This window comes from Saccharothrix sp. CCNWYY140 (assembly GCF_037401995.1).
In the GTDB taxonomy this organism is placed as follows: Bacteria; Actinomycetota; Actinomycetes; order Mycobacteriales; family Pseudonocardiaceae; genus Actinosynnema.
This window is the reverse complement of record NZ_JBBEGC010000004.1, coordinates 1-14,289: the sequence shown is the minus strand read 5'-3', so window position 1 is coordinate 14,289 and position 14,289 is coordinate 1. Positions and strand designations below refer to the sequence as shown.

Annotated in this window: 12 protein-coding genes and 1 pseudogene; 8 read left to right on the top strand and 5 right to left on the bottom strand. The window is 73.3% G+C overall.

Annotated elements, in window-relative coordinates; genetic code table 11:
- Window positions 1–130: 130 nt before the first annotated feature.
- On the top strand, window positions 131–1,060 hold the full coding sequence (locus WBN91_RS03565; RefSeq protein WP_337724148.1) for an NADP-dependent oxidoreductase: 930 nt from the start codon (window positions 131–133) through the stop codon (window positions 1,058–1,060).
- A gap of 9 nt (window positions 1,061–1,069) precedes the next feature.
- Here the strand turns inward: WBN91_RS03565 and WBN91_RS03560 are convergent, their stop codons facing one another.
- Complete coding sequence (locus tag WBN91_RS03560; protein ID WP_337724147.1) at window positions 1,070–1,699, bottom strand: isochorismatase family protein; 630 nt, start codon at window positions 1,697–1,699, stop codon at window positions 1,070–1,072.
- Window positions 1,700–1,775: 76 nt separating this feature from the next.
- Here WBN91_RS03560 and WBN91_RS03555 point away from each other — a divergent pair, with 76 nt between their 5' ends.
- Window positions 1,776–2,348, top strand: a complete 573-nt coding sequence (locus WBN91_RS03555) for a TetR/AcrR family transcriptional regulator (protein WP_337724146.1) — start codon at window positions 1,776–1,778, stop codon at window positions 2,346–2,348.
- Window positions 2,349–2,360: 12 nt separating this feature from the next.
- Here WBN91_RS03555 and WBN91_RS03550 read toward each other — a convergent pair whose 3' ends face one another.
- Window positions 2,361–2,639 (bottom strand): hypothetical protein, encoded by a 279-nt coding sequence (locus WBN91_RS03550; protein ID WP_337724145.1) that lies wholly within the window; start codon window positions 2,637–2,639, stop codon window positions 2,361–2,363.
- 58 nt (window positions 2,640–2,697) lie between these two features.
- On the opposite strand from WBN91_RS03550, the pseudogene WBN91_RS39105 reads away from it, so the two are divergent.
- From WBN91_RS39105 to WBN91_RS03530, 5 genes and pseudogenes are all read left to right on the top strand, one after another.
- Window positions 2,698–2,874, top strand: a pseudogene (locus WBN91_RS39105) (cupin domain-containing protein); the annotation flags it as partial.
- Between the two features lie 19 nt (window positions 2,875–2,893).
- Window positions 2,894–3,325, top strand: a complete 432-nt coding sequence (locus tag WBN91_RS03545) for a helix-turn-helix transcriptional regulator (protein ID WP_337724144.1) — start codon at window positions 2,894–2,896, stop codon at window positions 3,323–3,325.
- A gap of 201 nt (window positions 3,326–3,526) precedes the next feature.
- Window positions 3,527–4,258, top strand: coding sequence for a hypothetical protein (locus WBN91_RS03540; protein ID WP_337724143.1), 732 nt, complete (start codon window positions 3,527–3,529; stop codon window positions 4,256–4,258).
- Window positions 4,255–5,343 (top strand): hypothetical protein, encoded by a 1,089-nt coding sequence (locus WBN91_RS03535; protein ID WP_337724142.1) that lies wholly within the window; start codon window positions 4,255–4,257, stop codon window positions 5,341–5,343. Before WBN91_RS03540 ends, WBN91_RS03535 begins: the two co-directional genes overlap by 4 nt.
- Window positions 5,330–7,657, top strand: a complete 2,328-nt coding sequence (locus tag WBN91_RS03530; protein ID WP_337724141.1) for a lanthionine synthetase LanC family protein — start codon at window positions 5,330–5,332, stop codon at window positions 7,655–7,657. Before WBN91_RS03535 ends, WBN91_RS03530 begins: the two co-directional genes overlap by 14 nt.
- A gap of 84 nt (window positions 7,658–7,741) precedes the next feature.
- Here WBN91_RS03530 and WBN91_RS03525 read toward each other — a convergent pair whose 3' ends face one another.
- The 3 genes from WBN91_RS03525 to WBN91_RS03515 are packed head-to-tail and all read right to left on the bottom strand — an operon-like array spanning window position 7,742 to window position 12,229.
- Entirely contained in the window at window positions 7,742–8,653 is a 912-nt protein-coding gene (locus tag WBN91_RS03525) for a hypothetical protein (protein ID WP_337724140.1), read from the bottom strand.
- Window positions 8,653–9,165, bottom strand: a complete 513-nt coding sequence (locus WBN91_RS03520; protein ID WP_337724139.1) for a peptidase inhibitor family I36 protein — start codon at window positions 9,163–9,165, stop codon at window positions 8,653–8,655. The genes WBN91_RS03525 and WBN91_RS03520 overlap by 1 nt, the downstream gene beginning before the upstream one ends.
- 52 nt (window positions 9,166–9,217) lie before the next feature.
- Window positions 9,218–12,229 carry an AfsR/SARP family transcriptional regulator gene (locus WBN91_RS03515; protein WP_337724138.1) on the bottom strand — a complete coding sequence of 1,004 codons (3,012 nt, stop codon included), beginning with the start codon at window positions 12,227–12,229 and terminating at the stop codon, window positions 9,218–9,220.
- A 320-nt stretch (window positions 12,230–12,549) separates the two neighbouring features.
- On the opposite strand from WBN91_RS03515, the gene WBN91_RS03510 reads away from it, so the two are divergent.
- The gene (locus WBN91_RS03510) at window positions 12,550–14,178 is read left to right on the top strand and encodes a serine/threonine-protein kinase (protein ID WP_337724137.1); all 1,629 of its coding nucleotides are present in this window, start codon (window positions 12,550–12,552) and stop codon (window positions 14,176–14,178) included.
- The last annotated feature ends 111 nt before the right edge of the window (window positions 14,179–14,289 follow it).

Here is a 14,289-nt window from a genome sequence, read left to right as displayed (position 1 = left end):
CGTGTTCAGCTGCCCGGCGTCGAGCGGTGCGTCCTGTGTCACACCGCGCAGTCTAGTTGCTTCGAGTTCGAAGCGTGCTACGGTGGTGATGTGCTTCAGATTCGAAGCAACTGGACGGAAGGTGCACGTCGTGAAGGCGATCAAGTTCAACGAGTACGGTGACGCGGCAGTCCTGCGGCTGGTGGACGCTGACCGCCCGGTCCCCGGTCCGGGCCAAGTGCTCGTGCGGGTGGCGGGGACGTCGTTCAACCCGGTCGACGCGACCATCCGCGCCGGTCACCTGGCGCAGGTGTTCCCCCTCGACCTGCCGCACACGCCGGGGATCGACGTGTCCGGCACGGTCGCCGAGGTCGGACCGGGCGTCACGCGCTTCGAGGTCGGCGACGAGGTCGTCGGGTTCCTGCCCATGACCTCCGACGGGGCGGCGGCCGAGTACGTGGCGGCGCCGGTGGAGGTGCTGGCCGCGGCACCGCAAACCCTCGCGCTCGCCGACGCCGCCGCCCTGCCCGCCGTCGGCCTCACCGCCTGGCAGTCGGTGGTCGAGCACGCCGACCTCCGGCCCGGTCAGCGGGTCCTGGTCAACGGCGCGGGCGGCGCGGTCGGCGGCTACGCGGTTCAGCTCGCCCACCAGGCCGGCGCCACCGTCGTCGCCGTCGCCAGGCCGCGCCACGCCGAACGCCTGCGGGAGTACGGCGCGGACGAGGTCGTCGACCACGACGCCGGCCCCCTGTCCGAGCAGGTCTCCGGTCAGGTCGACGCCGTGCTGAACTTCGCGCCGGTCCCGCCGGAGGAGGTGGCGACGCTCGCTGCCCTGGTGCGCGACGGGGGCGTGCTGGTCAGCACGACCGCGCCCGGCCCGGAGGGCGACCCCCGTGGCGTCCGGTCGATCAGCGTGTTCGCCCGCGCGGACGCCGAGCAGCTCGCGGGACTGGTCGACCGGGTCGACGCGGGCAAGCTCCACGTCCACGTCGCCGAGCGGTTCGACCTGGCCGACCTGGCCGACGTCCACGCCCGCGCGGCCGAAGGCGCTCTCGCGGGCAAGACCGTCGTCCTCGTCTGAGCGCTCGCCTCAGACCGCGGCCGGTTCGCGGGCGGACAGCCAGGACTGAACGCCCATCGACATGGTGGGCACGTGTTCGCGCATCAGCTGCTGGAAGTGTGGTGCGCTCGGGCTGCGGTGGTCGACCGTGAACTCTCCTGCCAGGGAGAACCACGTGATGGGCACCGCGCCGGCCTGGACCATGCGTCGCACGGCGGTTTCGTGGGTTTCGGCGGTGATGCTGGCCGAGGCGTCGACGACCAGGTGGACGTCATAGCCCTCGCGCAGGCCGCCCAGCACTGTTTGCAGCACGCAGCCCTCGGTGGACACGCCGGCGATTGCGAGCCTGCGGCGGCCGGTGGCGCGGACGGCGGCGGCGAAGTCGTCGTCGAGGAAGGCGTTGAAGTTGCCGCCGCGTTCGACGACGGGGTGGTCGCCGAGGACTTCGCGCAGCTGCGGGTAGAGCGGGCCGGAGGGCTTGGTCGGCAGGCCGTTGGTGACCACGAGTCCGCTGCCGTAGAGCTTGGCCGTCTTGGCGAGGCCGACGACGTTGTTGAGGTGCGTGGCGGTGTCGTGGGAGCGGAGGACGTTGGCGAAGCCCACGGCGTGGTCGACCAGCACGACGGTGGTGTTCTCCGGGGTGAGCGGTTCGAGGGACATGGGAGGCGCCTCCTGCTAATGAACGCTTGGTCATTAGCGACGGTACACGCTAATGACCGGCCGTACACTAAGCGGCGTGACGCAGGAGACACCCCGCAAGCGCGTGCGCGACCCCGACGCCCACCGCGCGGCGATCCTCGACGCCGCACGCGCCGCGTTCGCCGAAGCCGGCTACGACCGGGCCACCATCCGGGACATCGCCGGCCGCGCCGGTGTCACCCACGGCTTGGTCATGCGCCACTTCGGCTCCAAGGAGCAGTTGTTCATCGCCGCCGTGCCCGGGCCGCGCGACCTCGCCGACGTCCTGCCCGGCGACCCGGACACGCTGCCCGAGCGCATCGCGGCGGCGTTCGTCGAACGGATGGAGAACGCCGACCACGCGGACCCGTTCCTCACCCTCGTGCGCAGTGCCCCGTCACCGGAGAAGGCGGTGAAGCTGTACGAGGAGATGCGCCGCGCGAGCCTGGACTTCTACCGCGAGTCGGTCGAGGGTCCGGACGCGGAGGAACGCGTCGACCTGCTCGCGGCGCAGTTGATCGGCGTCACCTTCAGCCGTTACGTCGTGCGGAGCGGCCCGCTGGCGCGCATGACGCCCGAGCGCCTGGTCGACCACCTGGCCCGGACGTTGCGCGCCGCGCTCTTCGGGTGAGCCGCGGTCGGGTCACACCACCGGGCTGAACGGAGCCCAGCGCTTGACGGCGAACTTCTCGCCGTCGCGGGTCACCTCGGCGGCGCCAGGGCCGGGGAGGTGGGCGGGCAGGACGAGGGCGTTGGTGTCGGCGGCGTGCTCGAGGATGCGGCGGCGCTGGCGGGCTGCCGCATCCTCGTCCTCGCTCAGGCACGCCTCGCAGTCCGGTTCCACGAACTGCAACGGCGTGTGCACGAGGTCGCCGATGAACAGGGCGCGTTCGCCTCCGCCGGGGCGATGGGGGAGTGCCACTCGACGACGCGGCTGATCCGCACGTCGCCCAGTTCGCGCGGGCACGCCGCACCGGGACGTGGGGCAACAGGTTCGGCTGTGCGGCGCCTACCGGCTGGACCGCGGCCAGGCACACCCGTTCCTGAAGACCCTGCCCGACGTGGTGCACCTACCCGCGTCGGCCGGGCACCGACACCTGAGGTCCGCGGTCGACCTGCTCAGCACCGACCTCGCCGCGCCACGCCCCGGTGCCGACGCCGCCCTGCCCGGCGCTGATGGACCTCCTGCTGGTGTACCTGCTGCGCGCATGGCTGGAGGACGAGTCCAACCGCCACCCCGACCGCGGCTGGCCCGCAGCCCTGACCGACCCTCTACTGGCCACCGCCCTGCACCACATCCACGACGACCCAACCCGCAGGTGGACCGTCCAGGACTTGGGTGCCGCTGTCGGAATGTCGAAAACCGCCTTCGCCCGCAGATTCACCGCCGTCGTCGGCCAGCCACCGCTCACATACCTCACGTGGTGGCGCCTGAGCACCGCCGCCCGCCTGCTCAGAGACACCGACGACCCCTTGGCCGCCATCGCCCGCCGAGTCGGCTACTCCTCGGAATTCGCCTTCTCCAACGCCTTCCGCCGCGAATTCGACACAGCCCCAGGCCGCTTCCGCCGCGACTCACGCGTGCTCACGCCCGGCGAGGTCGCCTGACCCAGTGCTCCGGCACCGAGTCCGCCCGCACCGCTCGGAGACCGCTCAGGGCTGCTTGGGTCCCAGCGGGCTGCCGTCAGCGTGACCGGCCGCTCTCCTCCTTCGGAAGTTCACTCCATCGAGGGATGGGCTTGGTCGTGATGGGGTGGGGGTGGGCGAGGACTATCCAAGGGGGGTGTTCTGTTCGGCGGGAGGCGGCCGATGTTGTTCAAGGTTCGCGACCTGATGGTTTCGTTGTTGCCTGGGGCGGTGGGGGATTGCACTGCCGATACTCGGTGCAACGGGTGTACCAACCAGTACAGCGATTGCGACGGTGGTTGTAGCAACGCGCGGTCCGACTTCAGTGCTGGTTGTCCTGAGTGGCGGTACGACCCTGCCGATCTGGAGGATCTGCGGCTCCTTGTGCGTTACGCGCAGCTCCGGATGGAAGCCGCGCAGATCGAAGCGCAGTGGGAGAAGCGGGCTGAGGAGAACCTTGACGAGACCGAGAAGCGGCTCAGCGAGGCGCTTGAAGAGACGCGGCGGGTGGGGGGAGAACTGCCCGACGAACTCGACACACCGCGTACCTCGCCGACAGCCTTCCGGGTGAAAGACCTCCTGGTGACCGTGTTGCCGGACCGCCTGGGCGACGACGCAGCGGGCAGCGGGTGTCCGGGGTGCACCTGTGTGGCGGGGTGTTCCGGGGCCACCGGGTGCACCAACGCCAGCACGCACATCGAGCAAGGGTTCCCCGAGGAAGCCGTGCTGCCCGAGTTGCGGCTCCTCCTCGCCGCGGCCACGGCCCGGCTCGACGCAGGCCCCGGACCCGTTGCGGTCGCGCCGCGGACGCGAGGCGAAGCAGACCTGCTCGCAGAAAGGTTGACGGACGCGTTGGCCGGTATCGCGCGGCGCAGGCAGGTTCGGGATGCCGGGGGAGACGGCCCGGGCCGATGAGCGGCTTGGCGGAGTTCGCGTTGTTGCGGGCCAATCCGGCCTACGAGCTCGTCGAGTACTCGCGGCTGGACGTGGGTGAGCGGGCCGGGCTCGACGGGTTGTTGCGGGACAGCTCGTTCTTCGGCGTGCTGCGGCCGATCTCCGGGACCGGCAGTGTCAAAGCGGTGTGCCAGAACACCGCCTTGCTCTGGTACGCACTGCGTGAGCCCGGACCGCCGCCGGACTACCTGTCCAGGGCGGGCGTCGGTGACGACATGCTCCGAGGCCTGGTGCGCGACGGCGTGTTGCAGTGCTGGGACGGCACCTCGTGGCGGGACGGCCCCACACCGCTGAAGGACCAGGGAAATCTCGATTCCCTCGCGCAAGGAGCGCTCGCGCACGGCGCGATGATGGTCCGCTGCGGTGAACGGGATCCCCTCACGTTGTCCCTGCGCCTCTACGCCCACCACCACGAGCCACTCACCCCACGGCGACGCAGAGCGCTTGCCACGCCGGAGGACGTGCTCCGGTACTGCGGACTCGACAACACGCCGGCCGGGTGGGAGCGCTCCGCCCCGGGTCCGACAGACCCGTGGATCAGGTGGCGGCCGGCGCGACGCGGTGGTCGGTCGCGGTGCAAGGCGTACGTCAGTCCGGATGTGGCGAGCCTGCCGGCCGTGCTGCCCGCCGCGGTCCGGCTGGCGGACCGCCTGGACGCCGCCGGGTGCAAGCTGGGCGGCACACCCAGCGGGGTCAGTCGGCCGGACCGTTTCGTCTGCTACTTCGCCGATCTCGACGCCGTCGAGGAGTTCGCCGACGCACTGCGCGTCGAGGTCGACGGCGTTCGCGGTCGTGGTGTGCCGTTGACCGCGCCGCTGGGCCCCGACAACCTCGTGTCGTGGGGGACCGACCCGGATCCGGCCCGGGTACCGGTGCCGTGGCTCGGCGGCTCGTGGCGGCGTCAGATCACCGACGTGTTGGCCACGGCCTTGGCGCACGCCGGTCCCGACCACACGGTCACCGAACTGGTCGCGATCGCCCGCGCCGGCGCGACGGAGCACGGCATCGACCCGATGACCTGGACGCCGGCCGATGCGCGCCGCTGAACGACTCGTCCTGGCCGAAGGGGTCACGATCACACCGGTCCGCGAACTCCCCGACTCGGTGCGCCAGGGCGTCGCCGCCGAGGACGGTGACCAGCTCGTCGCCCGCGCGGGCGTCCGGTCGACGTCCAGGGTGGTCTCCGCGGCGACCGCCGACCTCCTGACCGCCTTCCACGCGCCGGCGACGATCGTCGACGCCGTGCTCGACTACGCGCGCCGGACGGGGCTGGACCCGGAGACCGTGCTGGAGGCCGCCGCGCCGGTCGTGGTGAACCTGGTCAACGCGAGGCTGCTGGCCGTCGAGGGGTCGTCGGCGGTGGCCGGGCCGCAAGCCCTCCTCGATCCGGGCGACGTGATCACGGGAGAGCTGGGCGCGCGGATCAGAGAGGTCGTGCAGGTCCAGGAGGACGTCGACGTGTACCGGGCCGGTCGCGGCGGTGACGAGGTCGCCGTCAAGATCGCGCGAGGACCGGGCGTCGCCGACCGCGTCGAGCACGAGCGGCGTGTCCTGCTGCGGCTCGACGGAGTCACGGGTGTCCGGCTGGTCGACCACGGCCGGCGTGACGGGCTGCCCTGGCTGGCCGTGGGGTGGGTGACCGGTCAGAGCCTGGACCGGTTGGCGGCCGGACAGCGGTCGACGGGCCGGTACGACGAGGTCGCGCGGGTGTGCGTGCGGCTCGCGCGCGCCTACGCCGCCATGCACGGTCGGGGCGTCGTGCACGGCGATGTCCACCCACGCAACGTCATCGTCACCCCGGACGCGCGGGTGGCTGTGATCGATTACGGCTACGCGGTGGTGGACGGGCACCATGACGGTCCGCGCGCAGGGGTCGGCTATTACCTCGAACCCGAACTCGCCCGTGCACGGCTCGCGCACGAGCCCGACCCGCCGGCGACCACCGCGAGCGACCAGTACGCGCTCGCCGTCATGATCTACACCGCGCTCACCGGCGCCCACCCGCTGGACCTGCCGCTGGAGCGGGACGAGGCATTGCGGCGGATCACCACCGGCCGGCCCGCCCCGTTCCGCTGGCAAGGCGTGCCCAGCTGGGAACCGGTCGAGGCCGTGCTGCGCCGCGCCCTGGCCACCGACCCCGCGCGCCGCCACCCCACGATGTCGGCCTTCGCCGACGCCCTGTCCGACGCGTCCCGCACCACTCGCCGCCAGTCCGCCACGGCCGGTCACCCGGACCTCGACGCGTTCGTCGACCGCACCGCCGCCCGCTACACCGACGAACCGGACCGGCGGCTGATCGCGGCGGACGCGCCGGCGTGCTCGGTGTACTGGGGCGCTGCGGGAATCGCGTGGGCGCTGGTCGAGTTGTCGCGCGCGACCGGCCGCCCCGAGCTGCTCGAAGCCGCATTGCGGTGGACGGTGTTCGGCCGGAGCCGGGTCACCGCCGCCGACGCGTTCAGCGCCCCCTCGCTCGACCTCCCCACCGGGCTGGGTGGTTCACCTTCGCTGTTCCACGGCGAGATCGGGCTCGACGCGGTGCACGCGATCGCCGCCGTCGAACTCGGCCTCACCGCTGAGATAACCGGTGCTGCTGCGGCGCTCACGGCGTGCGTCGAGCGCGCCGACCGGTGTGGTGACGACCCCTCGCTCGGCCCCATCAGCCTGGTGTGGGCCGCCGCGGCCTTGCTCGACGCGGCCATCGGCGAGGTGACCGTCGACCTGTCGCCGTTGACCAGGGCCGTGGACGACCTGGTGAGCCGCACCTGGCCGGCGCTCGGCGACGCGGACGTGCAGTACCTGGGCATGGCCCACGGCTGGGCGGGTTTCTGCCACGCGACCCTGCGCTGGGCGCAGGCGGGCGGCACCGTGCCGACGGACGCGGTCGCGGACCGGCTCGCCACGGTCGCCGGGCACGCCGTCCGCCGCGACGGCGCGGCGAGCTGGCCGGTGCGACCGACCGCCGCCACCCCCGACCACTGGAGCGGCTGGTGCCACGGCACGGCCGGACACGCTCAGCTGTTCGCCCTCGCCGCACGGGTCCTCGACGACGACGGCCGGTACGCCACCCTCGCGCACGAGGCCGGCGCCCACCTGGTCAAGCACCCCCAGCGGCAGGTCGCCCACCTGTGCTGCGGGAGTGGCGGCCAGGCCGCGGTCCTGGTCGACCTCTGGGCCCTCACCGGCGACGACCGGTGGCTCGACCGGGCCGCCGGCCTCGCCGAGAGGTCCACCGCCACCGCGTTCGGCCCGGCCTCGCGCCACGGCAGCCTCTTCAAGGGCGACCTGGGCATCGCCCTCGCCGCCGCCGCGGTGACCGGCCGGACCGCGATCTTCCCGGTCGTCGGCGGGACATCCCGATGACGGCGGCGGGAACGGGCACCTGATCCCGCGCAGCTGCGGAAAAGCTGGTCCGGCTCAGCTGCGGGAACGGGCACCGGTCCCCGCTCAGCCCGGCACCACCTCGGCCGCGCGGCGCACGGCCTCCGTCCGGATCCGGCTCGCCTCGGCCAGGACCGCCCGGTCGGCCTCGGGCAGGCCCGCGACCAGCCGCTCGACGACCGTCTCGCCCAGCTGCGGCAGGCCGGCGGTCAGGGCGCAGTCCGCGTCGGCGACCGCCAGCGCCACCTCCTGCTCGCGCAGCGCGGGGGAGACGCCCTCTGCCCGGTAGCGGTCGCTCATAGCCGTGCGGGCGGCGGTCGGGGTGGGGTGGTGGTGGCCCCGTTCGGCCATGCACGTCGACCACGCGTCGAGGCCCCGGCGGTAGTCGGGGTCGGCCGGGATGCGCGGTGCCAGGGCGAGCGCGGCGTCCTGCACGGTGTAGAACGACCGCGCCGCGCGTTCCGGTGTCCCGTACAGGGCGGCGCGCGCCTCGGCCAGGCAGCCGTCGGTGGAGAAGTCGAACCTCCGCCCGCTGGGCAGGTCGATGTGCGACCGGGCGGCGTGCGTCCCCAGCAGCGCGAGTTGCTTGGCCGGGGGCTCCGGCTCGGGCACCGGGCTCGCACCCCGGTAGGCGTCGTGGAAGCCGTAGCCGATCACGGACCGCTTCTCGCGGTCCGGGTGGCGCTCGTCGTCGTGGCTGTCCACCGAGGGACCGGCGGGCGGCTCGGGTTGCTCGGGCCACCCGGCGGCGGTCATGCAGCGGCGGATCAGTTCGTCCTCGGCCGAGCGCAGCAGCCGGTCGTCGGCGGCCACCGTGCCGGTGCCCGCCACCAGGTCCAGCGCGGCCCTGTCGAGCACGACGGCCGCGGCCCCGCCCGCGGGCCGCGCCGAAGCGCAGCCCGCGAGCACGACGACCGCCGCGAGCAGGGAGACTGTCACCCGCGAGCGCGGGGACGGCGTGCGGTCGATTCCGGCCATCAGACGCAGTCCACCCACCAGTTGGAGCTGATCTTGTCGTTCCAGTCGGTGAACGGCCAGGTGATGTAGTGGTCGGTCAGGTTGATGTAACCGTTGCCGCGCAGCACTCTCAGGCCGGCGCCGCCGTACCCGGGGTGCTGCCAGACCATCGCGTTGCAGCTGCGGCCGTTGTTGATGATGCTCGACGCGCAGTCGTTCCAGTTGCCGGTGCCCTCGCACTGCGACTGCGGGAAGTCGTCCCACTCGGCGTTCGTGCCGGACAGCCTGCCCTTGGCGCCGGCCCGGTTGATGTGCACCCAGAAGCAGATGTACCCCGCGTCGCACGAGGTGTCCTGCACGCCGATCGGGTCCGCGGTGGTGTCGGGCGCGGTGTGGGAGCCGGCCGCCGGCGGCGTCGGGCCGCCCTCCGCGCTCGCCGCGGTCGCCGAGGTCAGGGTCAACGCGGTGAGCGCCGCGACCAGTGCCAGGCCGCGCAGCCACCGGCCGGGCCGGGTGGTTCGTGTGGATGTCATCGAGGTACCTCTCGCAGAACGGATCGGACCTCGACACCGTCGACCGCTGCCCTTAACGCAACCCTGCCGCACGCCTAACCGGCAGGTCCCACTCCTGAAAGCGACCCTCGACGTGCGCGCCGGGGTGCCACCGCTGCGGCCACTCGTCGGTCTCCTGCGCCTCGCGCGTTCCCAGCCGCCGGAACACCTCCTCCGCCGCCCGCCAATGGGCCGTCGCGGCGGCGGTGTCGCCCGCGCACGCGTGGACGGCCCCCAGGTCACGACGGGTGCGGGCCTGCCACAGCCCGTGGTCCAGCTCGACCCACTCCGCCAGCGCCCGCTCCAGCTCCCGCAGCGCCTCGGGCAGCCGCCCGGCGGCCAGGTGCAGTTCGCCGACCGTGCGCCGCACCAGGGCGGCACCCAGCCGGTCCCCGTGGTCGGCGCACACGCGCCGGGCGTGCAGCAGCGGCTCCAGGGCACGCTCCGGCCGGCCGGAGCGGATCCACACCTTCGCCAACGCCTGCACCGTGTAGCACGACAGCAGCCGTTCACCGGCCGCCACGGCGAGCCGGTGCGCCCGTTCGCTCCAGATCTCGGCCTCCTCCAGCTCGCCGCGCGCGCGGTGCACCAGGCCGACGCCCCGCACGGCGATCGCCTCGCCCGCGCGGTGCCCGAGGTCGCGGTAGCGCTCGACGGCCTTGCGCAGGTGTGCCAGCGCCGGCGTGTCGAGCCCGCGTTCCCGGTAGGCGTGGCCGAGGCCGTAATGGGCGCCGGCACTGCCCTCGCCGACGCCCATGCGGTCGAACTCGGCCAGGCACTGCGACAGCAGCGGAACGGATCGCGCGTGGTGGCCCAGCTCCCGGTACGCGGTGGCCAGGCCCGCCGTCACCGCCGCCGCGCCCAGCGCGTCGCCCTCCGCGCGGAACAACGCGATCCCGCGCTCGAACAGCCCCGTCGACTCGGCGAACCGGTCCTGGGCGCAGCGCAACCGGCCCAGGCTGTCCAGCGTCCCGGCCAGCACGGCCCGCTCACCCGCGCCGCTCGCCGCGGTCGACACGGCGTCGCGCACGCGTGCCCAGCCGGTGAAGTCGTTGGTCCTGGCGAACGAGGCGGACACCAGCGCGTCGGCCAGCCCCGCCGCCCGCCGCACCAGGCCACGCCGTGCCGCCGTCTCCACCAGCAGGACCAGGGTCGGCTCCTCGGCCGCCAGGTCGATCGCGACGCCCCGGCACACCGGCGGCTCGGGCGGCGCGGCGTCACGGACCTGGCACACCAGGTGCGCGCGGCCGGTGTCGTGCCTGCGCACCAGGAACTCCGCCGCGGTCAGCACCCGGTCGAGCACCGCCGTCACCTCTTCCGGTGGCTCTTCGGCGTGCGCGCGTTCGGCGGCGTAGAGCCGGACCAGGTCCGGGACCCGGTAGCGGGCGTTCACCCCGTCGCCCGTCGCGGCGTCCAGCAGCCGGGCGTCGACCAGGTGCTCGACCAGGTCGTCGGCGGTGTCGTGGTCGACGTCCAACGCGGCGGCGAGCAACCACGGCGCCAACTCGCCGACGTCCGCCGCGCCGATGGCCCGCAGCGCGCGCCGGGCGTCCTCGGGCAGGCCGCGGTAGCCGGCGTCGATGCCGGTCCGCACGCGCAGGTCGTCCACGGCCAGCTCGTCCAGGCGGCGGCGCGGGTCGGCCAGCCGCGTGACCAGCTTCGCCACCGGCCAGTGCGGCCGGGCGACCAGCCGGGCGCCCACGATCCGCAGCGCCAGCGGCAGGCCCGCGCACAACGACACCAGCCTGGCCGCCGCCTCCGGCTCCCCGCGCAGCCGGTCGCGGCCCACCACCCGTTCCAGCAGCCGGTCGGCGTCCTGATCGCCCATCAACCGCAGCTCGACCCGGAGCGCCCCGGGCAGTGCCGTGAGCCGGGCGCGTGTCGACACCAGCAGCGCGCAGCCGGGTCCGCTGGGCAGCAGGGGCCGGACCTGGTCGGCGCTCGCGGCGTCGTCCAGCACCACCAGCACCCGTTTGTCGTGCGTCACGGCCCGGTAGCGCGCCAGGTCGGTGTCGAACCCGGCGCCGGACGGCGGGTCGAGCGCACACAGCGCCCGGCTCAGCGCTTCGGCGGGCGGCATCGGCGTGGGCGTCCCACCGAGGTTCAAGAACAGCACGCCGTCCGGGAAGTCGGTGCGCACCAGGTGCGCCAGGTGCACGACGAACGCCGTCTTGCCGACACCGGCCTGCCCGGACACCACCACCAGGGGCGTCCGGTCCCGCAGCCACGTCCTCGCCTCGGACAGCGCCTCGGCACCGCCGGTGTAGTCGGGCAGATCGGGCGGCAGTTGGCACACCGGGACCGGCCGCGGGGGTGTCTCGTCCGCCTCCTCGCGCAGCAACCCCGCGTGCAGTCGGCGCAACTCCGGACCCGGCTCGACACCCAGCTCGTCGGCGATCCGGGCACGAGCCCGCGCGTAGTGGCTCAACGCCTCCGCGGGCCGCCCGCACCGGGCCAGCGCCGTCATCAGCACGCCCACCGGCCGTTCCATCAGCGGGTACTGGCCGACCAGGTCCACCAGCGGGCCGACGGCCGCTTCCGGCGCGCCCGCGTCGACCTGCGCCTGCGCCCACCCGACCAGCGCGTCGGCGTGGCCGCGCTGCCAGGTCTCGCGCACCCGGTCCGCCCAGTCCCCGGCCACGTCGGCCAACGGCGTGCCCCGCCACAGGCTCAGCGCCCGGTCGAACAGCTCCGCGCGCCCGGCGGCGGGCAGGTCGGCGGCCTCCGCGCGCCGCAGCAGCGCCCGGAACCGCAGGGCGTCGACGTTGTCCGGCTCGATGCCCAGCACGTAACCGCCGGACCGGCGCGACAACGTGACCGTCGGCCCCAACATCCGCCGCAACCGCGTGATGTGCACGTACAGCGACTCGCGTGCACGGACGGGCGGTTCTTCACCCCACACCCGGTGGAGCAGCGTCTCGACGCCGACCGGCTGCCCGGCCTCCACCGCCAACGCGGCCAGCACGGCCCCCTGCCGCGGCTGCACCGCCACCACCTCCCGACCGGCCCCCCACACCTCGACCGAGCCGAGCAGCCTGACTTCCATCGCAACCCCCCGCTGCGCCACAGCTCCCCCACGCAGCGCCGTTAAGGATTTCGCAATGCCCGGCGGCTGCCGGGCGACGGTGGGCTCATCGGTCGTCCTTCCGATCGAGCGGGTCTTCGTTTCGCGAGGAACGTTCGGCCCGAGGGCTGAAACTTCGCTGAAAGCCGGCGGAGGCGACTCGACCGCGGGGAAGGGCGCCGCTCCGGCGACCGTCCACTGTGGACTGGCGCGGCACCGGGAATCGCGGTCTCGACCGGTGGGCGGCTCTCGGTATCCGCAGCGAGTACCCGGCGACTGAGCGTGGTCGCTATATTGCCGTCGTGACTGAGAGCGAGGGGAGGCTGGTCGCTGGGCGTTATCGCCTGCGCCAGTCGCTCGGTCGGGGTGGGATGGGCGTCGTCTGGCAGGCGCACGACGAGTTCCTCGACAGAGAGGTGGCGATCAAGGAGATCGTGCCGCCGCGGGGACGGGAGATCCGGGACGACGACCCGGAGGTGCGGCGCGCGTTGCGCGAGGCCAGAGCCGCCGCGAAGCTGAGCAAGCACCCCCGGATCATCACGGTCCACGACGTCGTGACCGACGGTGGCGGGCTGCCGTTGATCATCATGGAGCTCCTGCACGGGCGTCCGCTGAGCGACGTGCTGGCGGCCGAGGGTCCGATGCCGGTGGACCGGGTCGCGCGGCTCGGGGCCCAGATCCTCGACGCCCTCGACTACGCCCACGGCAACGGCGTGCTGCACCGGGACGTCAAACCGGGCAACGTCATGATCGTCGACGACCACGTCGTGCTCACCGACTTCGGCATCGCGCTGATCGACGGCGACTCGGTGCTCACCGCGACCGGGCAGCTCCCCGGGGTGCCGGAGTACATCTCGCCGGAGCGGATCCGGGGCGAGGAGGCGCAGGCGGCGGCCGACCTGTGGTCGGTCGGGATCATGCTCTACGGCATGGTCGTCGGCCGGACACCGTTCTCGCGCGGCGACGTGCAGGCCACGCTGGGCGCGGTGTTGTCCTGGGAGCCGGCCCCGGACCCGAAGGTCGGCCGGTTGGCGCCGGTGATCGACGGGCTGCTGCGCAAGAAGCCCGCCGAGCGCATGACGGCCAGGGACGCGATCGAGAAGCTGACCGAGATCGCGGCCGTGCCGAGCGCGGGACCGCCGGGGAGCCGGGTCCGGCTGGATTTCCCGACCACGGTGGTCGACCCGGCCGGTGAGCAGACCGTCGTGCACGGGACCGTGCCCAACACCCGCACCGGGGTCCCGCCGTGGCACACGCCGGGACTGGTCGCGCCCGACGCCCCCACACTGCCCCCGACCTCGCCCGTCAAGCCGAGGTCGTCACGTGTGCCGCTGCTGGTGGTCGCCGGCGTGGCCGTGGCCGTGGTGGTCGCGGTGGTCCTGGCGAACGCCCCTTGGGGAGGCCAGGGCACCGCGTCGCCGACGACGACCACCTCGACCGGGGCGAGCACGACCGGCCCGACGCCCGGCAAGCTCAAGAACTACCAGGAACGCCTGGGCTTCGAGATCGGCATCCCACCCGACTGGCAGCGCACCTCCACGATCGACGGCCCGCTCAGCGCCGTCGCGTGGGAGGGCAAGCGGACAGACCCGAAGTTCGGCGCCCTGAAGGTCGAGGTGCAGCGCAACAGCGGCAAGCCGGGCGTGGCGGCGATCGACGTGCTGACGGCCGAACACACCGACCTGAGCAGCAAGCAGAACTCGGACTACCACAAGATCGAGCTGTCCGGCGGCGCGTCGACGGCGGACTTCGAGTGCACCTACCGAACCGGCACCGCGCACTACCGCACGCGCACGAGGGCCGTGGTGTCCGGGGCGCTGTACAAGCTGACGTTCTCCCTGTACGCAACCGACCAGGAGACACTGGCACGGCAGTGGGCGGCGGCCGAACCGCTGATCGCGGGCATCCGGGACAGCTGGAAGCTGGTTTAGACGAGTAACGCGCAAGTCGGGAGGGCGCGCGCTTTTCGAAGTAGCTCGCGCAGCAGACCTCCCGACTTGGGCTTCTTCCGTCATCCCCGTATGGCCTGCCCGAAGGGCTAC